Source organism: uncultured Candidatus Puniceispirillum sp. (genome assembly GCF_963979125.1).
GTDB lineage: Bacteria > Pseudomonadota > Alphaproteobacteria > Puniceispirillales > Puniceispirillaceae > Puniceispirillum.
On record NZ_CAXBVX010000017.1, the window covers coordinates 1 to 24,750 of the forward strand.

Genomic DNA, 24,750 nt, shown 5'->3' on the forward strand with positions numbered 1-24,750 from the left:
CCAAGAACAACTGGCATTTCAGTTGCCAATAATTCAACCGCACGATCATAAAGACGTGCCATCCATGCCAGTTTATAGTCCAGTTTGGGACCAGGTGCCGGATTACCATTAGGCAGATATATATTGCCAACGCGAACGCCGTTAATGGTGGCTTCAATATAACGTGCCTGTTCGTCAGCATCATCACCTGGCAAGCCGTTGATTACATCTTCAATTGGAAACTGGCTGGCAATGGCAACGCCGTTATAGCTTTTCTGGCCATGTACAGCGATATGCCAACCTAAATCCTTAAAGGCATCGCGCGGAAAATTATCGTCCTGTGACTTGATTTCCTGCATCATTAAAATGTCGGCATTGTCGCCAGCCAGCCAACCCGTAATATGATCAAGTCGCGCTTTGGCAGAATTGACGTTCCAGCTTGCAATTCGCATTGTCAGACCGAAAACGAGGTGCCGCACCCGCAAGATGCAGTTGCATTGGGGTTGTTCACGGCAAAATATGATCCCATGAGGTCTTGGACATAATCTAGTTCAGCATGATCAACAAGTTCTAGTGACATTTCGTCGATAACAACGTCAACATCATGGCTGGTGAAAATGCGATCTTCATCGTCCCGATTGGTATCGATGCTAAATTGATACTGGAAACCTGAACAGCCGCCACCTAGAACAGCAACGCGAAAAAAACTACCCTCAGGTTCGGCGTCTAACATTGATGTAATTCGAACAGCGGCAGCCTCGGTTAGGCTGAAAATACCTGCCAGTGCTGATGACGAAACATTATCGCTATTTGAGGTTTTACTCATAATCTCAGACATTTGTTTAATACCGTACCAGGTTGGATTGCTATGAATATGGGCGTTTATAACACGTAAATCAAGCCACCCAATGTTTGCGGTTTGAATTGATTGAGCGTAAGGTGTGTTACTCACAATCAACTTAATTGTCAGGGTTTATCAGGTGACAAAGATGACTGAAGATCGCACTTTGGCGAGTTATGCCTGTCACGCGCCACAAAGCCGGGGACGACTTGTTGATGAGGGTGGTGCACCATTATTGGATGATTTAAAAAGATGGGGAATGCGCACCGCCTATCAACGTGATCGTGATCGAGTTTTACATTCTGGGGCATTTCGTCGTCTAAAACATAAAACTCAGGTTTTTGTCTATCATGAAGGTGACTATTTTCGCACACGCTTGACGCATTCTCTTGAAGTTGCACAGATTGCCCGTTCAATTTCAAGAAGCCTTAGGCTGAATGATGATTTGGCCGAAGCTGTCGCATTGGCGCATGATCTGGGGCATACACCGTTCGGCCATGCTGGCGAAGAGGTGCTTGATCGTTTGATGGAACCATTTGGCGGATTTGACCATAATGAGCAAACAGTGCGCGTTCTAACCAGTCTAGAAAGACGTTATGCTGGGTTTGATGGATTGAACCTGACATGGGAAACATTAGAAGGCGTCGTCAAGCATAATGGCCCGTTTGCAAGTGAAGGTGATATTCCAGCTAATTTCAAACAGCTTGATGCTGACATGTCGCTTGATGTGACTAGCTATCCGTCGGCTGAAGCACAACTAGCCAATCTGTCAGATGATATAGCTTATCTATCGCATGATTTTGATGATGCCCTGCGTGCTGATTTATTCCGGCTCGATGCCATTCAAGATTTGCCACAAGTTGGCAAAGCCTTACGTGACATTAATGCCAAACATGGCCAACTTGATATAACGCGAACCACGCATGAGCTAGTTCGTCGTCTTATATCTGTATTTGTTGAAGATTTGCTGGAGACATCTGCTGCCAATCTGGCACATTTAGGCGCTAAACATTCAGATGATATCAGAAACGCCAAGGGTGCCGTCATTGCTTTTTCTGAGCCAATGGCACGAGACCTTGAAATTTTACGAAGCTTTCTGTTCAAAAATATGTGGCGGCATTACAAGGTCAACCGCATGACCAGTAAAGCAAAACGGGTGGTGACAGATCTGTTTAATCTGTTTATGTCGGAGCCTAATACGTTACCAAATGAATGGCAGGAAACCAAACTAGGGTCATTGGCTGATCAGAAAGATGATGTTGTAGCGCGGGTGATTGCAGATTACATTGCCTCGATGACTGACCGTTATGCTATTTTAGAACATGAGCGCCTTTTCGACCTTGGCCCCATTCTTCGCTAGATTTTCGACATTCAATTTCCACTAATATACAAGCGAACCCAAATTAGATGAATATTTTTACTTATTTCGAGACCCAGTTTGCCGCGATCATTTTGCAATTAGGCGAAGCAGGGCAAATCAAAAAAGAATTGGATATAAGTCGCGTTGTTTTTGAACTGCCGCGTGATCAAGAACATGGCGACCTTGCCACGAATGCAGCCATGGTTTTGGCCAAACCGGCAGCTATGAAACCGCGAGACCTTGCCGTTTTATTTTCTGAGGAATTAAAAACAATAGACGGTGTTGTGGATGTTGAAATTGCCGGACCAGGCTTTATCAATTTACGTATCAATCCATTACTATGGGCACGTGAGATCAGTGAGGTTTTGACGGCGGCACATGATTATGGACGAAATAATGCCGGTCAGGGTGCCAATGTAAATATTGAATATGTATCTGCTAATCCAACGGGTCCTTTACATGCAGCGCATGCGCGTGGTGCCGTTATTGGTGATGCGTTAGCTGGATTGATGGCATTTAGCGGATGGAACGTGACCAAGGAATATTATGTCAATGACGCTGGTGGTCAGGTGGATATTTTGGCGCGATCTGCGTATTTGCGATATTGCGAAGCGCTTGGCGATGACATTGAGATAGAAGCTGGCCTATATCCAGGTGAATATCTGAAAGACGTAGGATCAAAATTAGCCGCAAAATATGGTGACAAGTATCATAAGCGCCCCGAAGAAGAGTGGTTGTCCACCTTTCGGCTCTTTGCGGTGAGCGAAATTCTGGTTGGCATTAAAGAGGATCTGAAGGCTCTTGGTATTCAAATGGATCGTTTTGCATCAGAGCGTGAACTAGTTGAAAATGGCGCGGTACAAAAGGCAGTCGATAAATTGAAAGCCGACGGTCATGTCTATATGGGTGTTCTGGAACCGCCAAAAGGGAAAGAACCCGAAGATTGGGAACCTAGAGAACAGCTTTTGTTCAGGGCCAGCAATTTTGGTGATGACACCGACCGGCCTTTACAAAAATCGAATGGTAGCTGGACATATTTTGCCTCGGACGTGTCCTATCATTTTAACAAGCTTGAACGCACCAAAGGCCAACTGATAGACATTTTTGGCGTTGATCATGGCGGTTATGTAAAAAGGATGAAGGCCGCTGTCGAAGCGATGTCAGGGCAGAAAGACATGCTTGATATCCGGCTTTGTCAGCTGGTTAATCTGATGGAAAATGGCAAACCAGTCAAAATGTCAAAGCGCGCTGGAAATTTTGTTACTGTGCGTGACGTTATCGAAGCTGTAGGGGCTGATGTCATTCGCTTTATCATGCTGACGCGTCGCAACGATCAGACACTTGATTTCGATTATGCCAAAGTTACCGAGCATTCACGTGATAATCCGGTATTTTATGTACAATATGCTCATGCACGAGCTTGTTCGGTTCTTCGACAATCCGACGGCGTGCCTAGTGAAGTTGATTTATCTGTATTAAAAGACCCTGCCGAATTAGCCGTTATTAAACTGCTTTCAAGCTGGCCAAAGATGGTGGAATCAGCCGCGCGTGCGCATGAAGCGCATCGCATAGCCTTCTTCCTTGTTGATCTGGCGAGCTCATTTCATTCCTTGTGGAATGCAGGCCGAGATAATCCAGATTTGAGGTTTATGATTGATGATAATCCCGTGGTGACTGCCGCGCGTTTACAGCTTGTGAAAGCCACAAGTTTAGTTATTGCAACAGGCCTAAATGTGTTATCCATTAAAGCGTTAGATGAAATGTAACGGGGTCAAAATGGTAGTGAAAGGTGATAAAAATACCGACAAAAAATGGCATAGTATTCTGGTGCTGGTGTTTATCACCATAGCCGCTGGTGCCGTTACCTATTTTTTGATGCCTATTTTTATGCCTGCGGATCAGAATGACGTTCTGATCATTGCCGCCGAAGATGGTCCAATCAAGGTCAAACCCGATGACGTTGGCGGTAAAGCAATCAAAAATCAGGACTCGGCTGTTATGAGCATGATAGCCAATAATGCAAAAACTGATGTTGGTGTGGAAAATCTGCGCCCATTATCCAGTGAACCGGAATTACCACCTGTGTCGTTGGAAAAAGACGCACCAAAAACCTTTTCCGTGAAAGAGACTGACAATAAAACAAATGTGAATATTGCGTCAGTTGATCCAAAACCAACTGACGATGAATTCTCAGCCTCAATAGTAACGTCAGATAATGAAACAATATCAAACGATATTACCAAAACCGATAAGTCGCCAACATTGCTGATACCAACGGCCAAACCTGAGATTAAAGAACAAAAGTCAGCCAGCACCAAACCGAAGAAAATCATAAAAACGGATAATCCACTTTACCGCGTTCAGCTTGCCGCATTCCGGAATGCCGATAAAGGCAAAGAGGTTGCCAGCCTTTTGGCGGAAAAACACCGGACACGGCTGAATAATACCATTTTGGAAACGACCAAGATCGAAACCAAGGATAATGGTGTATTCTGGCGTATCGTAACCGAACCATTAGTGCGTGCTGATGCTGATAATCTTTGCGACTTGCTGAAGCGAGCTGGACAGGATTGTATTTTACGCAAAGTAAAAACGGCAGGGCAGTAGATGTCGGACGCACCCTTTGAAGAGGAAATCAATGTTGATGGTTTGAGTCAGGACGCACGTGCGGATGCAAACGATCAATTATCTTTGTTTGTCAATCTTGATGGCTTTGAAGGGCCAATTGACCTGTTATTATCATTGTCTCGTGAGCAAAAAGTTGATTTGACGCGTATTTCGATTTTACCGCTTGCCGAACAGTATCTCGAATTTATCAATAATGCTCGTTCTCTCGATCTTGAAATTGCCGCTGACTATCTGGTGATGGCGGCATGGCTTGCCTATCTAAAATCTAGGCTTTTATTGCCCGACCCAGAGCCTGAACAGGACGAAGAAATTGTTGATATGGCTGATGCACTCAAATATCAGCTAATGCGGCTTGAGTCCATGCAACAGGCATCCAAACGTCTCATATCGCTACCGCGTCTGGGACAGCAACGTTTTGTGCGGGGACAAGCTGAAAAATTCAGCGCTTCTACCGAGGCCATATGGACAGCAAGTTTATATGACTTACTGGCTTGTTATGGTGAAATTCGATCACAAGGTGAGGGTGAAACGCTAACCATTGCCGCCACTTATCTTTATTCTGTTCAAGAAGCTACCAAGCGTTTGCGGAGTCTGATTGGTCGCAGTCCCGATTGGACAGTGTTACAGCATTTTTTGCCGCCCGGACTTGAAAAACCCATGGACAGGCGTTCGGCAACAGCATCGCATTTTGTTGCGTCTCTTGAATTAGCCCGTGACGGATTTGTTCGGCTTCGGCAGGATACAAATTATGCGCCGCTCTATCTTAAATCGAAGGATATATCGTGACAGATGCAACCAAATTAACCGATAGTGATCCTAAAACATGGGCTGCAACGCTGGAAGCCCTTGTATTTGCATCAGACAAGCCTGTCCGAGTTCGCGATCTATCCGCGCATGTTCCTGAAGGGGTTGATATTTCTGAAATCATGGCAGTTGTAGCCCAGCGCTATGATGCCACAAGTGGCATTGAATTATGCAAGGTTGGAGATGCGTGGGCATTTCGGACAAGACCAGAAATTGCAGAACGCCTTAGCCAACATAAGGTTGTTGAACGCCCCTTATCACGTGCGGCGCTCGAAGTTTTGGCTATTATTGCCTATCATCAACCAATAACACGTGCCGAAATTGAAGAGATACGTGGTATTTCATTATCCAAAGGCACAATGGATATTCTGCTTGAACTTGGATGGATTAAACCAAGGGGGCGGCGGCGTACGCCTGGCCGTCCTTTGACATGGGGAACCAGCCCGGGATTTCTAGATCATTTCGGCCTTGGTGATACGTCTGATTTGCCTGGCATGGCTGATCTTAAAGCGGCTGGATTATTGCGCAAAGGGCAGGTCCTTGGTCGTCTAATGGATAATGCTGATGTAGATGACGAAAGTGAAGATGAAGATGGTGATGATTTGCTTGCCTCAGCTTGGCTAGACGAAGAATTCAGTGATAGTAGTGATGGTGTGCCTGATGAAGATGATGCCGGAGAAAATCATGCTTGATTTCCGCAATATCGGACATGCTTATAATAGTACGCCATCAGTAAGCAATGTCAGCTTTACTGTTGACGAAGGTGAAGTTGTTTCACTATTGGGGCCTTCCGGTTGTGGAAAGACGACTTTGCTACGTCTAGCGGCAGGTTTGGAAACACCAAATAATGGCGAAATCCGATTGCAAGATAAACTCGTATCCTCAGCAAGTTACAACGTTCCCCCTGAAAAACGCGGCATCGGTTTCATGTTTCAGGATTACGCATTATTTCCCCATTTAACAGTTATCCAGAATGTCGTATTTGGGTTGAAAACCCGGGGGAGTGCCGCCATTACCCGCGCGATGGACACATTGCAGCAAACAGGTATTGATGATTTGGCCGATGTATATCCGCATGAATTATCAGGCGGACAGCAGCAGCGCGTTGCCCTAGCACGCGCTTTAGCTCCAAACCCTAAAGTTATTTTACTTGATGAGCCATATGCAGGTTTAGATAGCCGTTTGCGAGAACGTATCCGCGATCAAATGCTTCACGTGTTGAAAGCCGCAGGTACTGCCGCGCTAATGGTCACACATGATGCCGAAGAAGCCATGTTTATGTCTGACCGTATCGTAGTTCTTCGGGAAGGGCAGATTGAACAAGCTGGTCGCCCAGTCAATCTTTACTGCCAACCTAAAAGTGCTTTTGTCGCTGAATTTTTTGGTGAGGTAAACCGGCTAGAAGGCGTGGTTAAAGATCGCAAAATCCAAACGCCATTGGGTATTTTCAACGCGTCCGACAGTATGCAAGACGGGCAAGCAGCAAGTGTTGTCATCAGGCACGAAGCCTTGCAGATTATTCCAGACAACTATCAAAAAATTGAACAAACACAAGTACAATCACAATCACTTTCAAATGAAAATGGTGCGGCTGCCGAAGTTATGGAAGCCCGTTTGCTAGGTAGGGCTTCATTGATACATTTGTCGGTACCAACAGGGCGTGATGAAGTACATTTACATGCGCGTATTCCCGGATTGAATTCGTTTGAAGCGGGAAGCCATGTGCGCGTTCAAGTGGATCCATCACAGGCCTTTGTTTTTGCAACCAAACAAGGGTCAACTATTTGAAATGAATATTTTGAACAGCTATCTGAAACGTTAATTATATGTGTTTCGAGATAACGAATTGTTGTGCAGTTTCGTCACCCTGTCTATAGTGACGCAATATTTGAAAACTGCGATGGCAATAATTTAGGTAAGGATAAATCATGGGTTTTACTAGTATTTGGCATTGGCTCGTTGTTCTGGCTGTGGTTTTGCTACTTTTTGGTGGTAGAGGTAAAGTATCCTCTCTTATGGGCGACTTTGGTAAAGGTCTTCGTAATTTTAAATCTGGCCTAAAAGGTCCCGAAGACGACATTGAAGCCGACGAAACGGTTGAAGCCGACGTCATTGAGACAGCGCCTGTAGCGCGTAAAGCACCAGCACGAAAAGCTGCGAAAAAGCCAACGGCAAAGAAAAAGGTCACAACCAAAAAGGCCGCAAAGAAAGCCTCTCCTAAAAAGAAAGTAGCTAAAAAAGCGACACCCAAAAAAGCCGCAGCAAAGAAAAAAACAACTAAAAAACCTGCCGCCAAGAAATAGGTGTTAGGTCTAAGCTATGCTTGATATTGGTGGCTGGGAATTTTTGGTCGTTGCCTTTGTACTGCTTATGGTGGTTGGCCCAAAGGAACTGCCTAAGATGTTACGTGGTTTTACCCGCTTCACCAAGCAGATGCGCGCTATGGCTAGCGAATTTACCCGTGGCTTGGAAGATATAGCCTCGGATACAGACGTTAAGGATTTAAAAAACACCATCACTGATATCAAACAAGGTGATTACAGCAACCTTGCAGATACTATTGATCCGACTGGTGATCTTGCTGGGTCAGTTGACGAGACAAAGCGTACACTTGTTGGCGATAGTGATCTGGATGAAGTGAGAATGCTGGCCGATGATGCCAACAACATGCTTGCTGGCGATCTGCAACGAAGTAAAGTAAAGACGCCAACTGTAAAAAATGTAGCACCAAAGAAAACACCTGTAAAAAAATCAACGCGTGCCTCGACTGTTAAAAAGTCCAAGAAATCTGCGGGTAAATAATGGCTAAACCCCCTAAAAAAAGTAAATCAAAACAAGGACAGCCAGAAACACTTGACGAGATCAACGCTGATGCCGAAATGCTCGACAATTTGGAACATGATGACGCGTCTGAACATGGTATCCCTGAAGCAGAGATTGATTACGACACTGATGCTTATGATGACGGTGAGGTAAAGATGTCACTGGTCGAACATCTTACCGAATTACGCAATCGACTAGGCGTTGCTATTACCGCTTTTCTAGTTTTGTTTCTTATTTGTGTTGCGCCTATTCCTGGGACTGATAATAGCTCAATCGCCTATCACGTTTTTATTTTCCTACAAGCACCTCTGGCTGATGTAATGGAAGCTAAGGGCGGTGGGCGGATGATCTTTACCGCACTTCATGAGGGTTTCTTTACACAAATCAAGGTCGGTTTCTTTACCGCTTTATGTATAACCTTTCCTATCATGAGCATGCAGATTTGGCGGTTTATTGCCCCTGGGTTGTATAAGAATGAAAAGCAGGCTTTTCTGCCGTTTCTGATCGCAACGCCAGTGCTGTTCCTTTTGGGTGCGGCCATGGTTTACTATGTGGTAACGCCACTTGCATGGAACTTTTTCATCTCATTTGAAATGGCCGCATCAGAAGGTGCGTTAGCAATTGAAGTTGAACCCCGCATCAGCGAATATCTATCGCTTGTCATGCGACTAATTTTTGCATTTGGCTTGGCGTTTGAGTTGCCTGTTGTTCTTCTGTTACTGGCGCGGGCAGGGCTTGTAACGCCCGAAGGGCTGGCCGAGAAACGAAAAATTGCCATTGTTATCGCATTTGTAGTTGCCGCAATCTTGACGCCACCTGATGTGATTTCACAAGTGTTGCTAGCGACTCCTATTATTTTGCTGTATGAATTATCAATATTTGGCGCGAAAATGATGAATAAACACCCCAAAGACGAATTTACCGATTAGGGTGTGATGACATTATTTATTGATACGAAACACGCAGAATTTATTATTTCAAAACCGATTTATTTGATTGTTACCATTGATGCAAGACAGAGCCTGACCAATGCATGATATCCGTTTTATTCGTGAACACCCTGATCATTTTGACGCTGCCATGAAACGGCGCAATATTGATGTTTCAGCATCTTCAATTCTGGAGATGGATGCAGCACGACGCGCCGTTCAAAGTGAACTACAGGAGATGCAATCACGCCGTAATATAGTCTCCAAGGAAATTGGCAAATTAAAAGCCAATGGTGGAAACGCTGATGCACTGATTGCTGAGGTCAATGACATCAAAACGACAATGCCCGATCTGGAAAATCGCGATGCTGATCTGGCACAACAACTTGAATCCGTATTAATGGAAATCCCAAATATTCTGGATGCATCTGTTCCTGATGGCATGGACGAAAGTGACAATGAGCTGGTTCGCACACATGGTGACATTCCATCATTCAGTTTTACACCTGTTGATCATGTGGCGCTTGGTGAGGGCCTTGGACAAATGGATTTTGCGCTAGGTGCTAAACTTGCTGGTGCGCGCTTCGTTGTTCTTCAGGGGCAATTAGCGCGCCTTGAGCGCGCGCTTGCGGCATTGATGTTGGATACACATACAAGCGAATTCGGTTATGTCGAGACAGTCCCGCCATCGCTGGTCAATAGTCAAACCATGACAGGAACTGGTCAATTGCCTAAATTTGCCGAAGATCTCTATAAAACTGACGACAAATGGCTGATACCAACGGCAGAGGTGCCACTGACCAATATTGTCGCTGGTGAAATTTTATCACCTGAAAAGCTGCCAATGCGTATGACAGCCTATACCAATTGTTTTCGGTCTGAAGCAGGATCAGCAGGGCGGGATACCAGAGGCATGATACGTCAGCATCAGTTTTCAAAAGTTGAAATGGTATCAATCAGCCATCCTGATGACTCTGCAAACGAACTGGAACGAATGACCGGATGCGCAGAAGCTATTTTGCAAAAACTAGAGCTACCATATCGTGTGCTCAAGTTATGTAGTGGTGACACAGGGTTTTCAGCTGAACAAACATATGACCTTGAAGTATGGCTTCCCGGTCAGGATGAAGGGCGCGGGATGTATCGCGAAATTTCATCATGTTCAAATTGCGGCCCCTTTCAGGCGCGACGTATGAAGGCCCGCTTCCGTGACAAAGATACAGGCGAAACACAATTTCTGCATACGCTGAATGGTTCAGGCCTAGCAATTGGCCGAACAATGATTGCCGTTTTGGAAAACGGACAGCAAGAAGACGGAACAGTTCGTCTGCCTACTGCTTTGCATGGGTATATGGGAACTGACCGCCTGGTTAAGAAAAGCGTATGACGAAACAATTATTTAACGTCAATTCTGACGAAAACCGGCCTTTTGGCCGTGTTTTGTTATGCAATGATGATGGCATTGATGCTGTTGGTCTCAAGGTTTTACGAGCTATTGCACATAGTCTAAGCGATGATGTTTGGGTGGTTGCGCCCACGCAAAATCATTCTGGCGCGTCACGTTCAATTACTTTGCGCCGGGATGTTGAAATTAAAGAAGTGGCCAATCAGGAATTTTCAGTATCGGGTACACCTGCTGACTGCATAATTTTTGCTTTGAACAAGATACTTGATAAAAAGCCTGATCTGGTTCTAAGCGGTGTTAATCACGGCATGAATGTTGGTGATGATGTGCTTTATTCTGGGACTGTTGCCGCGGCGATGGAAGCCACTCTTGCTGGTATTCCTGCTATCGCTTTGTCCCAGCAAGGTGGACGTGAAAACCGAGACGAGTATCAGGTTGTCGATGCCCATGGCGCAACACTCATTCAGCATTTATGGAATAATGGCTGGCCAGAACGTTTTATCCCGAATGTGAATTTTCCAAAAGGTGCCCCTGAGACAATCAAAGGCATGATGGTGGCGTCAACTGACCAGCATAAGTTTGGCGACATAATCGAAGATGGTGCCAAAGCAGGTTACTTTCGCCTTGGCCCTCTTATTTCTAAACCTGACGCCAGCCCCGGAAGTGATCGCGCTGTCATAAGGGATGGCTGGATTGCAATGACGCCATTGGGAATGGATTTAACAGCGTATCAGCACATATCAGAATTTGAGCCGCTAACCTTTTAGCAGGAGTCGCGACCATTGGATGATTTCACCCAACATAAGGCTCAATTGATTATGGCTTTGCGTGGGCAGGGGATTTTGAGCGCACCTGTCTTATCAGCTTTGGAGAGTATCCCACGCGAAATTTTCGTACCCGAATCACTTCGGCAACATGCTTATGAGAATGCTTCATTGCCAATTGCGTTGGATCAAACAATCAGCCAGCCCTATGTCGTTGCACGCATGACCGAAGCGCTTGAGCTGACAGGGCGAGAACGAGTGCTTGAAATTGGCACAGGAAGTGGATACCAAGCTGCAATATTAACATTATTATGCCGCCGCGTTTATACACTTGAGCGGCTGAAACCACTTTTGGTTGCTGCCGAAAATAAATTACGCGCTTTGCGAATTTCTAATATCAGCTTCAGATTAGGGGATGGAAGCGCAGGGTGGCCAGAAGCGGCACCCTTTGATCGTATAATTCTTACATGCGGTTGTGACAAAATTCCTGACAAACTATTGAACCAAATAAAAATTGGCGGCATCATGGTAGCACCCGAAGGTGATGGTAAAGTTCAACAACTCGTGGTGGTAAAGCGCCATGAGACCGGATTTGACCGGAAAAACCTTATGTCTGTTACCTTTGTACCCCTTATTGAGGACAAACAGGATGAATAAATCAGATCAGAACATTGCGCGCGTAGCTTTGACAACCAGTCTAATCAGCGTCATGTCGATTGCCCTGTTGACTGGCTGTAAGGTGCCTGACATGTCTCTCAGCCGCTCAGAACCAGCACCTGTTGTTACGGCTCCGTTGCGTGTAGCTGTTGAAATCTTACCAGCAAGCGGAATAGTCACGGCTCGACAAAATGATAATCTTTATACCATTGCGACAAGGTATCGGGTGACACCAAGATCAATTATTCTACAGAATAATCTGATTGCACCATTTACGCTCCGATCAGGTCAGCAATTAAAGTTAAATCCGACACGTTTTCATATCGTCAAGCCCGGGGATTCATTATTGACGATTTCCCAACGCTATGCTGTTAGTCAATTCCAGTTGGCAGAGCTTAATAATTTACAGGAACCGTTCAGCATAACTGTGGGTGACCGTTTACAGCTTCCGTACAGTCAGGATTTTTCTATTCTGGACACTGGCCTTCCCAAAGGTATTGCCGCTACCGGAGTGGCGCAACCAGCTGCTAATACAGAATCAACAAACACAAATCAAACTGCTACACAAACACTGCCTCGCAAAAAATTTGTTGCCCCAACTGGTGATGGTGATTTTATCTGGCCCGTTCAAGGTGAGATTATTGCCGAGTTTGGCCCAGCGGCACGTGGTGTGCGCAATGACGGTATCAATATAGCTGCCACACAAGGCGATGATGTAGGTGCTACATCCAGTGGACGCGTTGCTTTTGTGGGTACAAATGTAAAAAGTTTTGGCACATTGGTCCTGGTTAAACATGATGGCGGCATGATCTCTGCCTATGCCCATCTTGACACGGTTACAGTCAAAGAGGGTGATATCGTAAATGCTGGTCAATCAATTGGCACAGTTGGGCAAACTGGTCGTGTTGATACACCGCAACTACATTTTGAAATCCGCAAAGCGCGGCAACCAATCGACCCAAGATCGATTATAATATAAATTAATTTCAGTTAATAATATACTGATTAAATTACTTTAATTTAGTTTCAGTTCTTGCGGCAAGGTCAACTATATATTGCCATGCGACACGGCCAGATCGTGCGCCACGACCAACCGACCAGCTAAGCGCTTCATGTCGAACATCTATGTTTTGAACGTTAATTCCAAAATGTGATACGTAACCTTCAATCATCTCTAGATACACATCTTGGTCTATTGAATAAAAGCCGATCCATAATCCAAAGCGATCTGAAAGCGAGACTGATTCTTCTGTAGTTTCAGACGGGTTTATCACGGTTGAACGTTCGTTTTCCATCATTTGCCGTGGCATAAGATGCCGACGGTTGGATGTAGCATAAAACACGATATTATTTGGGCGGCCTTCGATACCACCTTCAAGTGCCGCTTTGAGCGATTTATAGCTGGTTTCACCCGAATCAAAAGCCAGATCATCACAAAACAGAATAAATTGACGTGGAATCTGTGCCAAAAAACTCATCAAAAACGGCAAATCGACAATATCTTCGCGATGAATTTCAACAAGTGCACAATCAAGACCACTTCCCATCATGCTTGCATGTACAGCCTTTACCAATGATGATTTACCTGTGCCACGTGCACCCCACAAAAGAGCATTATTGGCAGGTAGCCCACGCCCAAAGGCAATTGAATTGGCTAGCAAATTGTCACGTTGCTGATCAATACCGCGCAAAAGGTCAAGCCGAACACAGTTAATTGCATACACAGGATCAAGCCGACGCATAGCCGCATGCCATACATAAGCGTTGGCGTAGTCTAAATCATCTGGTTTTGGTGTAGGCGGCGACATTCTCTCAAGGGCATCTGCAATCCGGATTACCTGCTCAATTAATATAAATTTTGAATCATTATCGGCCATTAGCTACTCTATAATCAGCATTGTGGGGTTTAAGCATCTAAAAATTACATCACATAGTTTAATATGGGTCATTGCAGGTTTTGGCTAGTGTCGCTATGTTCGTGCCAGATTTAATTTATACAACGGAGCATTCTTAACATGTTTATTTCACCAGCATTTGCACAATCGTCTGGCGGCCTTGCTGAAGGTGGCTTCGGGCTTTTACCAATCATTTTTGTAATGGTGATTTTCTACTTCCTGTTGATCCGCCCTCAGCAAAAGCGTGCCAAACAACATAAAGAGATGTTAGGTGCACTTCGTCGGGGTGACAAGATTATCACATCTGGTGGATTGACCGGTTCAATCGTCAAGGTTGTTGATGATAGCGAAACCGTCGAAGTTGAAATTGCCAAGGACGTTAAGGTTCATATTGTCCGCTCTATGATCGCAGACATTCAGAATAAAGCCGAACCAGCCAAAAAGAAGTAATATTGTTCATGTGTGAATGAACAATCACCTAGCAAAATTTTGAACTGACTGATTTTTGAGAAAGTTTGCACCGAATGTTGCAATTTGAAGGCTGGAAAAAGCTACTCGTCCTCTTTGTCATCCTTTTAGGCGTCATTTTCGCCTTACCTAATCTATCGTCCAATCAAGATGACATGCTTGCGGACGGGTCAGATGGGTCTGTTTTTGGCTTTTTGCCAGGCAAACATATTAACCTTGGTCTTGACCTGCAAGGCGGTTCGCATCTGCTGTTACGCGTTGATATGGATGTTGTCGAACAAGAACGTCTGGACAGCATTGGTGAGACAATACGTCAGGAATTTCGGAATGAGAAAATCCGCTTTGCTGGTCTGAAGGTTGATGGCAAAGCTGTTAAGGTGACAATACGGAATGCTGAAGATGCCAGCAAAGCCAAAACAACTTTTAACGATCTTGGTAATGGTCTGACAATAAACAGTGACGCGCTGGACTACGCCATTTCTTTTTCCGAAGGCGGTTTGACCGAGTTGCAATCAAATACAATCGCGCAATCGATTGAAATTATCCGACGCCGGCTAGACCCCGAAGGCACGAAAGAACCTGTCATTCAACGCCAAGGCATAGATCGTGTGCTTGTTCAACTACCTGGCGTTGATGATCCAGAAGCGGTTAAACGCCTGTTAGGCCGGACCGCTAAGCTTACTTTCCAGCTTGTCGATATGCGAATAACACCACAAGAAGCTATTGAACGTGGTCGTGTGCCACCTGGCAGTATCCTTTTGCCAAGTGACAATGAAGATGGACGTAGTTTTGTTGTGGAAAAGCGCGTTATGGTCAGCGGTGAAATGCTAGAAAACGCGACTGCCAGCTTTGACCAGAACAACCAACCCGCAGTCAGCTTTCAGCTTGACTCAGCAGGCGCAAAACGTTTTGGCCGCGTTACAGGTGCAAATATTGGGCGGCCTTTTGCCATTATTTTGGATGGTAAGGTTGTATCTGCGCCGACAATTCAAAGCCAAATTTTTGGAAGTGGCCAGATCACTGGTAACTTCACCGTGGCCGAAACCAATGAATTGTCACTCATTCTGCGAGCAGGCGCGCTGCCTGCACCTTTGATAGTTATGGAAGAGCGCTCAATTGGACCAGGACTTGGCGCTGACTCTATTGAGGCGGGTAAAATCGCCGCTATTGTTGGCCTATGCCTAGTCATAATATATATGGTTCTCAGTTATGGTACCTTTGGTATTCTTGCTGACATGGCATTGCTTGTTAATGTCATTTTGATTATCGCGGCTTTATCAGCCTTGCAAGCCACACTGACTTTGCCGGGCATTGCAGGTATCGTGTTGACGATGGGCATGGCGGTGGATGCGAATGTGCTGATTTTTGAGCGCATACGAGAAGAACTCAAGCGTGGCCGTTCGGTGATGGCAGCTATTGATGGTGGCTATCAGCGCGCGATCTCAACTATTGTTGACTCGAATCTAACTACATTATTTGCCGCCTCGTTCTTGTATATTTTTGGATCAGGCCCAATTAAGGGTTTTGCCGTAACACTTGGTATTGGCATTGCCACGTCAATGTTCACCGCGGTTATGGTTACACGCCTGTTCATAGTGCTATGGCTGGAGCATAAAAAACCTAATAAGCTGGTTCTTTAATGTCAAAATTGACTGTAATAGCTACAATAGAGACCATCAGGGACATTTAAAATGCGTTTAAAATTAGTTAAAAACGATACCAATTTTGATTTTCTCAAATTGCAAAAAATGACCATGGTTTTGTCAATCTTTTTGGTTTTGGCTTCAATTGGGCTGTTTGCAACGGTTGGGCTTAATCTAGGTATTGATTTCAAAGGTGGCATCTTACTTGAGGCGCGCAATAATACCGGCCCTGCGGATATTTCTAAAGTACGCAACGATCTGGACACTTTGAAACTAGGTGATGTTAGTTTGCAGGGGTTTGGCACTGAAACTGATGTTCTGATTCGTATTCAGCGTCAGGAAGGTGATGAAAAAGCACAAATTGCCGCCATTAAAGCAGTGACGGATATATTAGGAAGTGATTTCGATATTCGTCGCACCGAGTTTGTAGGACCAACTGTTGGTGCCGAGCTAGCTGAGAAAGGCGTGTTGGCTGTTATATGTGCCTTGATGGCCATTCTTGTATATATATGGTTCCGTTTTGAGTGGCAGTTTTCAATCGCGGCTATATTGGCATTATCACATGATGTACTGACGACCATAGGGCTGTTCTCGCTAACATCGTTTGAATTCAATCTAGCAACCGTAGCAGCGATTTTGACGATCGCTGGCTATTCAATCAATGACACCGTTGTTGTATTTGACCGTGTGCGTGAAAATTTACGCCGCTATAAATCATATGAACAGCGGGATATTCTGAACCGATCATTAAATGAAACTTTGTCACGTACTGTTATGACATCAGTCACAACATTACTTGCGCTGACAGCGATTGTAATCTTTGGTGGCGCGGTCTTGCGTGACTTTGCGCTAGCTATGATCTGGGGCGTTGTCATTGGCACCTATTCATCGGTATTTATCGCCGTCGGCATGTTATCACGCTTTGATCTGAAACGTGTCGATCAGGATGACGATGGCGTTGAGGTGCCGGAATATGAGCGCTAAATATGGTCGATATAAAAACCTTCACTGAAAAAAGCGATCTGCAACTTATTCATGGGTATGGCGACAACGGGTTTCGTATCAGTGGATCCAGATATTCTGGTGATGTAATGGTTTTGCCGCGAATGACATTGGCATGGTCTCCGCCCGACTTGAATAATATAAGCTTTGATGATCTGGCACCTTTGCTTGGTGATATCCCGCCACCTTTGTTCATTTTGGGTGTTGGGCAGGCGCCGATGCAACTTTATCCTGATCTTGCCGCCTATTTAAAAATAAAGAATATCAGCCTTGAGGTCATGTCAACTGCCGCTGCCTGTCGTACATGGAATGTATTGATGAGTGAAGGGCGTGATGCCGCCGCAGGTCTCATCGCTGTTGATGCGTAACACGCCAGTGCTGGACAAGCAGTTCCATAAAGACGCGATAGATGCTCTTAGAGCCCAAGATCCAACAGTCGCATTGGTGTTTGGGTTTGAAAATACACAGCACCGTTCACTTGCGGCTAATTTACTTTGTCTGTCATATGAATTGGAAAACGCCATTCATATCCCCAAGGAACCGATGCTGGCGGCAATTCGTGTGCAATGGTGGTACGATACGCTGGCCGAGGATGCCAACAAACTTCAGGTTAATATCGCGCCCTTGATTGTTCGATTGCGGATACATATACGTGATGCGCAACTGAAGCGAGATGATCTTCTGACATTGATTGAAGCATGGCAAGCATGCGCCATGGATGAAACCGCATCAATAACAGACGCATGGGGCGAATGCTGGCGTTTGGTTGGAAAATATCTTGGTGATGATAAATTTGCTGATACGGCTAAAGAAATTGCCATCTTGTTACATGCTAAAAAAACATCAGATAGGGTGGGTAATCTTAGGCTTGATGATTTATATTTTTACGATCTACGGGAACAAGCCAAAAAAAGCCGTCAATGGTGGCTCTATTTTGCCGCTATCTTAGGCTATCATAGACATGATGATAGACATGCGTTTGATGATGATCTTGTGCTGATCTGGCGGCTTCTTGGCTGGCGGCTTTTTGGGTTCAAGACACCACATTAACTGCCATTAGCATCCTTCCATGCACGAATCGAATCAAGCGCACGTTTGGCATAGGCGGCTTTTCGGTCTCGGCCTTTAAGTCTCTTGGTGCCTGCTGGTGTTTCAATTTCAGGAAACAAACCAAAATTGACATTCATTGGCTGAAAACTATCTGCCATGGCACCGCCAGTTATATGCCCCAACAACGCGCCATGCGCTGTATCAAGGGGTGGCGGCGTCCAATCCATAGCCTTGATTTCTAACGCGGCCATTTGGCCAGCCATCAAACCGATTGCCGCCGACTCAACATAACCTTCAACACCAGTGATCTGTCCGGCAAAGCGAATATGCGGCATCGCCTTCATACGGAGTTGTTGATCAAGCAAGCGCGGCGAATTAATAAAGGTGTTCCGGTGCAATCCACCAAGTCGGGCGAATTGCGCATCTTCCAAACCAGGAATCGTTTGAAAAACGCGAACCTGTTCAGCATGTTTCAGCTTGGTTTGAAATCCAACCATATTATATAGCGTGCCAAGCGCATTATCCTGACGAAGCTGTATAACGGCATGGGGACGCGACCCATCATGGGCATTGGTCAAACCAACGGGTTTCATGGGACCAAATCGCAGGGTTTCACGACCGCGTGACGCCATCACCTCAATCGGCATGCATCCTTCAAAGTAGGGGGTGTTTTCTTCCCATTCTTTAAAAGACATTTTTTCGCCATCAATTAGCGCATCAATAAAATCTTCATATTGCGCTTTGGTCATCGGGCAATTGATATAGTCTTTGCCGTCTCCACCGTCAGTCGCTTTGTCATAGCGTGACTGAAACCACGCCACATCCATGTTGATGCTCTCAAAATGCGCTATTGGCGCGATCGCATCAAAAAAAGCCAAATCGTCTTCACCACCCCATTTGCGGATCGATTCGGCCAAAGCTGGTGAGGTGAGGGGACCTGTCGCAATAATAATCTGTTTCCAGCTATCAGGAATTTCATTCACTTCTTCGCGTTCGATGGTGATCAGAGGTTCGGCATTTAAAGCTGCTTCAACCGCCTGCGAAAAACCATCACGATCAACTGCCAAAGCGCCGCCAGCTGGCACCTTATGTTTATCAGCTTCGCGAAGAATAACCGAATTTAAGAGACGCATTTCTTCATGCAGAACGCCAACAGCGTTTGCCGTCGCATCATCTGAACGAAAGGAGTTAGAGCAAACCAACTCGGCCAAACCATGTGTATGATGCGCATCAGTCATGCGTTTAGGACGCATTTCATGCAAAACGACTGGGATATTCTGGTTAGCTATCTGAAAAGCGGCCTCACTACCGGCCAAACCACCCCCGATAACGTGAATGGCTCCATCATTGTCATGCATAGTTTAAATCCTTGATGTTTTAGGCCTTTGATGGGGTGAAAAAGCGACTCAAATAATGTCCAGTATATGATCCAGAAACCTTTGCAACATCTTCTGGTGTCCCTTGAGCAACGATAAGACCGCCACCATCACCACCTTCAGGACCAAGATCGATGACCCAGTCAGCCGTTTTAATAACGTCCATATTATGCTCGATGACAATCACAGTATTTCCCTGATCAACAAGCTCCTGCAAAACGTCCAGTAACTTGGCAATATCATGGAAATGAAGACCCGTTGTAGGCTCGTCAAGAATATAGATCGTTCGCCCCGTGGCACGGCGTGACAATTCCTTTGACAATTTTACCCGTTGTGCTTCGCCGCCAGACAAGGTGGTCGCTTGCTGACCTATACGGACATAGCCAAGCCCCACACGTAACATGGTTTCAAGCTTTTCACGGATTGCAGGCACAGCTTTGAAATATTCAACACCTTCTTCAACTGTCATCTCAAGAATATCAGCTATCGATTTGCTACGCCATGTTATTTCAAGGGTTTCGCGGTTGTACCTTCGACCTTTACAGCTATCGCAGGTGACATAAACGTCTGGCAGGAAATGCATTTCAATTTTGATCAGACCATCACCTTGGCATGCTTCACAACGACCACCTTTGACATTGAAAGAAAAACGCCCCGGAGCATAACCCCGCGCTTTAGCCTCAGGCAGACCCGCAAACCATTCCCGAATAGGCGTAAAAGCACCAGTATAGGTAGCTGGATTTGATCGGGGCGTACGGCCAATAGGAGACTGATCAATGTCAACGACTTTATCCAGATATTCGGCACCTATGATTGTTTTGTGTGGGGCAGGCATTTCACGGGCTTTATGCAAACGCCGCGCTAGCGATTTCCAGAGCGTTTCCAGAACCAATGTTGATTTACCGCCACCAGATACACCTGTTACACAGGTCAGCACCCCAAGTGGAAATTCAACACTGACATCTTGTAAATTATTACCGTTGGCGCCTTCAACACGAATTACACGGCCTTTTTTGCCTTGGCGACGTTTCGCTGGTATAGCTATTTCACGAACACCGGATAGATATTGTCCAGTGAGTGACGCTTCATTTGCCATCACATCTTTGGGTGTTCCTTCAGCAACAACAAAACCACCATGCACACCCGCACCAGGCCCCATATCCACTACATAATCAGCAAGCCGGATTGCATCTTCATCATGTTCAACAACCAATACTGTGTTGCCAAGATCACGTAGGCGAATCAAGGTTGACAGCAAGCGGTCATTATCGCGCTGATGCAAGCCAATCGAAGGCTCATCAAGAACATAGAGGACGCCCGTCAGGCCAGATCCAATTTGCGACGCCAGTCTGATACGTTGCGACTCACCACCCGACAAAGTGCCTGAATTACGCGCCATTGAAAGATAGTTCAAGCCGACATTCACAAGGAAGCCAAGTCGTTCATTAATCTCTTTGAGAATACGAGCCGCAATTTCGGATTGCTGGCCTTCAAGTCGTGTGCCTAGGCCAGAGAACCAGTCGCGCGCTTCGCCAATCGACAAACGTGCGACATCTGAAATGTCATGCATATCTATCTTCACTGCTAGAGATTCAGCTTTCAAACGTTTACCAGCACAAGCATCACAATCGTGATTCGCCCTGAACTTTTCCAGCTCATCGCGCACCCATGACGAATCAGTTTCACGATACCGCCGCGCCAAATTCGGCATTATTCCCTCAAATGGCTTGGTCGTGCGATAGGATCGCATGCCATCGTCAAACTCCATAGTCACAGGCATTTTACCTGACCCATGAAGGATGATTGATTTGGTGTCTTCATCCAGATCAAAAAAAGGTACATCAAGAGAAAAATTAAATTGCTTGGCAAGTGATTCAAGCGTTTGCATATAATATCGAGCAGTACTTGATGCCCAAGGTGCCAGAGCCCCCCCACGGAGGGTAGTTTGTTGGTCTGGCACTACAAGCTGTTCGTCAAAATGGCTACTGACACCAAGACCATCACAAGCAGGACACGCGCCAAAAGGGTTATTAAACGAAAACAGTCGCGGTTCAATTTCATCAATACTAAAACCTGACTCAGGACATGCAAAGCGAGCTGAAAAGACTGTCCGACCTGAATGCCGACCAGCCACATCCTCATCTTTGTTGCCAGAAGCGTCATCAAGGCTTTCTGCGGTATCGGCATAAGCCAACCCATCAGCTAGTGCCAACGCCGTTTCCAGTGAATCAGCAAGCCGCGTAGCTAGCTCATCCAAATCACCCTTAATAATCACACGGTCAACAACAACTTCAATGTCATGTTTGCGTTTTTTATCAAGTTCGGGCGTGTCATCAATGTCATATAGCGCGCCATCAATGCGAACGCGACTAAATCCCTTGCGGTTCAATTCACCAAGTTCTTTTCTATATTCCCCTTTGCGCCCGCGCACGATAGGCGCCAACAGATATAATCTGGTGCCTTGCTCCATCGCCAGTAAGATATCAACCATCTGGCTGACAGTCTGGCTGCGGATAGGCAAACCAGTTGCAGGTGAATAGGGGATACCAATACGCGCCCACAGCAAGCGCATGTAATCATAAATTTCAGTGACAGTGCCAACGGTCGAACGAGGATTCCGCGACGTTGTTTTCTGTTCGATTGAAATGGCAGGAGACAAACCTTCAATCAAATCAACATCAGGCTTTTGCATCATTTCAAGGAACTGTCGCGCATAGGCAGATAACGATTCGACATAACGTCGCTGTCCCTCGGCATAGATTGTGTCAAAGGCTAGCGATGATTTGCCTGAACCAGATAACCCCGTCAGCACAACCAGTTTGTCACGAGGTAAATCAATATCGACGTTTGACAGATTATGTTCCCGCGCGCCGCGCACAGAAATCATGCGTGGTTCATAGGTTTTATCTGTAGAAGAAATGTCTTTGACACGCTGCGATAGCGAAGTGTTTTTTGAATCATTTGGCATGGCGCGACTATAGCCATTTCCGACTAGATTTTGCTAGTGCTTTTGGTATGAAAAACACTTTTATGTAAAAATAAATAAAGCCGATTTGTCTTGTCATCAGGGGGTGGGGATGCGTAATCTGCGAACTGCAAAACAAATACAGGAGAAGATCGAACATGGCTGGCAGTGTAAACAAAGTGACTCTGGTTGGTAATTTGGGACGTGACCCCGAAGTGCGCTCAACACAAGACGGTGCCAAGATTGTTCAATTGTCACTGGCAACGTCTGAACGCTGGAAAGATCGCAACACTGGCGAACAGCGCGAACGTACAGAATGGCATCGAGTCGTGATCTTCAATGAAAATCTTGGCCGCATTGCCGAGCAATATCTGCGCAAAGGCTCTACATGCTATATTGAGGGGCAATTACAAACACGCAAATGGACAGACAATCAGGGTGTTGAAAAATACACTACTGAAGTTGTTTTACAGCGTTACCGTGGCGAATTAACATTGCTTGGTGGACGTGGTGACAGCGGTGGCGGCGGTAGCTATGGCGGTGGCGATACAGGCGGCAACCAAAGTTCAGAAAATGATAGCGGATTTGGTGGCGCATCAAGCGGATCATCAAGCCCACCACCAATGCGTGAAAGCAATGACTTGGATGACGATATTCCATTTTAAATCATATACTTAATGGTTTATTATAAAGCGATACATTCATATTTATATGGGTATCGCTTTTTTTGTTTTGTGTAACAATATATGGTGTTTCAGATTTGTTTCATGCTATATATATAGATATATAAGCACGCTGTTCGTGCGCTATTAGCGAGACAAATGTGAACGAAACCACCAGCCCTAAAAGTCCAATCATTTCCATCTCTGATGAAATGCGGAAATCCTATCTTGACTATGCGATGAGTGTCATTGTTTCTCGCGCTCTGCCTGATGTTCGCGACGGTTTGAAACCTGTCCATCGACGTATTTTATACGCAATGATGGAAGGTAATTATGACTGGACAAAACCACCACGCAAATCAGCCCGTATTGTTGGTGATGTTATGGGTAACTATCATCCACATGGTGATAGTTCGATCTATGAAGCTATGGTGCGGATGGCGCAGGACTTTTCGATGCGTCTGCCCCTTGTAGATGGTCAAGGAAACTTTGGTTCAGTCGATGGTGATCCAGCAGCGGCAATGCGCTACACAGAGTCGCGACTTGCGCGTTCAGCCGAAAGCCTATTACGTGATATTGATAAGAATACAGTTGAATTCGTTCAAAACTATGATGAAACCCAGCTAGAACCTTCAGTTCTGCCAGCTGAATACCCTAACTTGCTGGTAAATGGGGCAAACGGCATTGCCGTTGGTATGGCGACTAATATTCCTCCGCATAATCCTGGTGAAGTCATTACCGCCTGTGAGGCTTATGTAAATAATCCTGACATAACCACTGAGGAACTGACTGAAATTGTGCCAGGCCCTGATTTCCCGACTGGTGCGCTTATTATGGGGCGACATGGTATCCGCGAGGCCTATAAAACAGGCCGAGGATCTATCATTATGCGTGCGCGTGCTGAGGTGCAAACCAACGCCAAAGACCGCGAATCAATCATTATTCATGAAATTCCCTATCAGGTTAACAAAGCCCAGTTGTTAGAGCGTATTGGCGAAATGGTACGCGACAAGGTTCTGGAAGGCATTTCTGACATTCGTGATGAGTCTGATCGTACTGGCATGCGTATTGTTATCGAAGTTAAACGCGATGCCGCTGGTGATGTGGTTTTGAATCAGCTATATCGGCATACTCGCCTGCAAACCAGCTTCCCCGTCAATATGTTGGCAATGAATGCTGGCCGTCCTATCCAGATGGGACTCAAGGACGTAATCGAAGCTTTTTGTGAATTCCGTAAAGATGTAGTCATCAGACGATCAACCTTTTTGCTTAACAAAGCACGTGATCGGGCACATTTATTGGCTGGCCTGATGATTGCACTTGCTTCGATCGATGAAATTATTGAACTGATCAAAAAAGCCCCAGATACCGAAACAGCGCGTAATGCGCTTTGTGCCAAAGCATGGCCAGCTCATGAAGTAGGTGCCTTTATCACGCTTATTGATGATCCAGGTCATGCGGTCGTTGACGATCATTATAGCCTGTCCGAAGTTCAGGCT

The 24,750-nt window shown here is 45.6% G+C and carries 25 protein-coding genes; 20 read left to right on the forward strand and 5 right to left on the reverse strand.

The genetic code is table 11. The features are described from left to right. Both ABNT28_RS03255 and ABNT28_RS03260 read right to left on the reverse strand, forming a co-directional pair. Positions 1–431 (reverse strand): exodeoxyribonuclease III (locus ABNT28_RS03255; protein ID WP_348721000.1); only part of this gene is annotated, 431 nt, incomplete at its 3' end. A 2-nt stretch (positions 432–433) separates the two neighbouring features. Beyond that, a complete protein-coding gene (locus ABNT28_RS03260; RefSeq protein WP_332924917.1) occupies positions 434–805 on the reverse strand; it encodes an iron-sulfur cluster assembly accessory protein in 372 nt (123 codons plus the stop codon). 163 nt (positions 806–968) lie between these two features. On the opposite strand from ABNT28_RS03260, the gene ABNT28_RS03265 reads away from it, so the two are divergent. The 13 genes from ABNT28_RS03265 to ABNT28_RS03325 all read left to right on the forward strand — a co-directional run bounded on the left by ABNT28_RS03265 (position 969) and on the right by ABNT28_RS03325 (position 13,169). Further along, positions 969–2,180, forward strand: coding sequence for a deoxyguanosinetriphosphate triphosphohydrolase (locus ABNT28_RS03265; protein WP_332924916.1), 1,212 nt, complete (start codon positions 969–971; stop codon positions 2,178–2,180). A 47-nt stretch (positions 2,181–2,227) separates the two neighbouring features. Then, complete coding sequence (gene argS / locus ABNT28_RS03270) at positions 2,228–3,946, forward strand: arginine--tRNA ligase (RefSeq protein ID WP_332924915.1); 1,719 nt, start codon at positions 2,228–2,230, stop codon at positions 3,944–3,946. Between the two features lie 10 nt (positions 3,947–3,956). Beyond that, complete coding sequence (locus ABNT28_RS03275) at positions 3,957–4,787, forward strand: SPOR domain-containing protein (RefSeq protein WP_348721001.1); 831 nt, start codon at positions 3,957–3,959, stop codon at positions 4,785–4,787. Next, complete coding sequence (locus tag ABNT28_RS03280) at positions 4,788–5,594, forward strand: ScpA family protein (RefSeq protein WP_332924913.1); 807 nt, start codon at positions 4,788–4,790, stop codon at positions 5,592–5,594. Continuing rightward, positions 5,591–6,304 (forward strand): SMC-Scp complex subunit ScpB, encoded by a 714-nt coding sequence (gene scpB / locus ABNT28_RS03285; protein WP_332924912.1) that lies wholly within the window; start codon positions 5,591–5,593, stop codon positions 6,302–6,304. Before ABNT28_RS03280 ends, scpB begins: the two co-directional genes overlap by 4 nt. Beyond that, the gene (locus ABNT28_RS03290) at positions 6,273–7,400 is read left to right on the forward strand and encodes an ABC transporter ATP-binding protein (RefSeq protein WP_332924911.1); all 1,128 of its coding nucleotides are present in this window, start codon (positions 6,273–6,275) and stop codon (positions 7,398–7,400) included. Before scpB ends, ABNT28_RS03290 begins: the two co-directional genes overlap by 32 nt. A 140-nt stretch (positions 7,401–7,540) precedes the next feature. After that, on the forward strand, positions 7,541–7,915 hold the full coding sequence (gene tatA / locus ABNT28_RS03295) for a twin-arginine translocase TatA/TatE family subunit (RefSeq protein WP_348721002.1): 375 nt from the start codon (positions 7,541–7,543) through the stop codon (positions 7,913–7,915). A 16-nt stretch (positions 7,916–7,931) separates the two neighbouring features. Further along, positions 7,932–8,414: a Sec-independent protein translocase protein TatB gene (gene tatB, locus ABNT28_RS03300; protein WP_332924909.1), complete on the forward strand. Its 483-nt coding sequence runs from the start codon at positions 7,932–7,934 to the stop codon at positions 8,412–8,414. Continuing rightward, positions 8,414–9,364 (forward strand): twin-arginine translocase subunit TatC, encoded by a 951-nt coding sequence (tatC, locus tag ABNT28_RS03305; RefSeq protein WP_348721003.1) that lies wholly within the window; start codon positions 8,414–8,416, stop codon positions 9,362–9,364. Before tatB ends, tatC begins: the two co-directional genes overlap by 1 nt. Before the next feature lie 100 nt (positions 9,365–9,464). Continuing rightward, complete coding sequence (gene serS, locus ABNT28_RS03310; protein WP_348721004.1) at positions 9,465–10,751, forward strand: serine--tRNA ligase; 1,287 nt, start codon at positions 9,465–9,467, stop codon at positions 10,749–10,751. Next, a complete protein-coding gene (gene surE / locus ABNT28_RS03315) occupies positions 10,748–11,536 on the forward strand; it encodes a 5'/3'-nucleotidase SurE (RefSeq protein ID WP_332924704.1) in 789 nt (262 codons plus the stop codon). The genes serS and surE overlap by 4 nt, the downstream gene beginning before the upstream one ends. A gap of 15 nt (positions 11,537–11,551) precedes the next feature. Beyond that, positions 11,552–12,190, forward strand: coding sequence for a protein-L-isoaspartate(D-aspartate) O-methyltransferase (locus ABNT28_RS03320; protein WP_332924703.1), 639 nt, complete (start codon positions 11,552–11,554; stop codon positions 12,188–12,190). After that, positions 12,183–13,169: a LysM peptidoglycan-binding domain-containing M23 family metallopeptidase gene (locus ABNT28_RS03325; protein ID WP_332924702.1), complete on the forward strand. Its 987-nt coding sequence runs from the start codon at positions 12,183–12,185 to the stop codon at positions 13,167–13,169. Before ABNT28_RS03320 ends, ABNT28_RS03325 begins: the two co-directional genes overlap by 8 nt. A gap of 31 nt (positions 13,170–13,200) precedes the next feature. Here ABNT28_RS03325 and ABNT28_RS03330 read toward each other — a convergent pair whose 3' ends face one another. Then, positions 13,201–14,067 (reverse strand): ATP-binding protein, encoded by an 867-nt coding sequence (locus tag ABNT28_RS03330; RefSeq protein ID WP_332924701.1) that lies wholly within the window; start codon positions 14,065–14,067, stop codon positions 13,201–13,203. 138 nt (positions 14,068–14,205) lie between these two features. Here ABNT28_RS03330 and yajC point away from each other — a divergent pair, with 138 nt between their 5' ends. The 5 genes from yajC to ABNT28_RS03355 all read left to right on the forward strand — a co-directional run bounded on the left by yajC (position 14,206) and on the right by ABNT28_RS03355 (position 18,248). Beyond that, entirely contained in the window at positions 14,206–14,535 is a 330-nt protein-coding gene (yajC, locus tag ABNT28_RS03335; RefSeq protein WP_332924700.1) for a preprotein translocase subunit YajC, read from the forward strand. Between the two features lie 74 nt (positions 14,536–14,609). Then, positions 14,610–16,193 (forward strand): protein translocase subunit SecD, encoded by a 1,584-nt coding sequence (secD, locus tag ABNT28_RS03340; RefSeq protein WP_348721005.1) that lies wholly within the window; start codon positions 14,610–14,612, stop codon positions 16,191–16,193. Positions 16,194–16,244: 51 nt separating this feature from the next. Continuing rightward, positions 16,245–17,180, forward strand: coding sequence for a protein translocase subunit SecF (gene secF / locus ABNT28_RS03345; protein ID WP_332924278.1), 936 nt, complete (start codon positions 16,245–16,247; stop codon positions 17,178–17,180). A gap of 2 nt (positions 17,181–17,182) precedes the next feature. Beyond that, entirely contained in the window at positions 17,183–17,566 is a 384-nt protein-coding gene (locus ABNT28_RS03350) for an Mth938-like domain-containing protein (RefSeq protein WP_332924279.1), read from the forward strand. Next, positions 17,532–18,248 carry a hypothetical protein gene (locus ABNT28_RS03355; protein ID WP_332924280.1) on the forward strand — a complete coding sequence of 239 codons (717 nt, stop codon included), beginning with the start codon at positions 17,532–17,534 and terminating at the stop codon, positions 18,246–18,248. The genes ABNT28_RS03350 and ABNT28_RS03355 overlap by 35 nt, the downstream gene beginning before the upstream one ends. Here the strand turns inward: ABNT28_RS03355 and trmFO are convergent. Both trmFO and uvrA read right to left on the reverse strand, forming a co-directional pair. Next, positions 18,245–19,606, reverse strand: coding sequence for a methylenetetrahydrofolate--tRNA-(uracil(54)-C(5))-methyltransferase (FADH(2)-oxidizing) TrmFO (gene trmFO, locus ABNT28_RS03360; protein WP_332924281.1), 1,362 nt, complete (start codon positions 19,604–19,606; stop codon positions 18,245–18,247). The genes ABNT28_RS03355 and trmFO overlap by 4 nt on opposite strands. A 19-nt stretch (positions 19,607–19,625) precedes the next feature. After that, entirely contained in the window at positions 19,626–22,511 is a 2,886-nt protein-coding gene (gene uvrA, locus ABNT28_RS03365; RefSeq protein ID WP_348721006.1) for an excinuclease ABC subunit UvrA, read from the reverse strand. Between the two features lie 236 nt (positions 22,512–22,747). On the opposite strand from uvrA, the gene ssb reads away from it, so the two are divergent. Both ssb and ABNT28_RS03375 read left to right on the forward strand, forming a co-directional pair. Further along, positions 22,748–23,254: a single-stranded DNA-binding protein gene (gene ssb, locus ABNT28_RS03370; RefSeq protein ID WP_348721007.1), complete on the forward strand. Its 507-nt coding sequence runs from the start codon at positions 22,748–22,750 to the stop codon at positions 23,252–23,254. A 209-nt stretch (positions 23,255–23,463) separates the two neighbouring features. Next, positions 23,464–24,750: DNA gyrase subunit A (locus ABNT28_RS03375; RefSeq protein ID WP_348721008.1), on the forward strand; the 1,287-nt coding region annotated here is incomplete at its 3' end.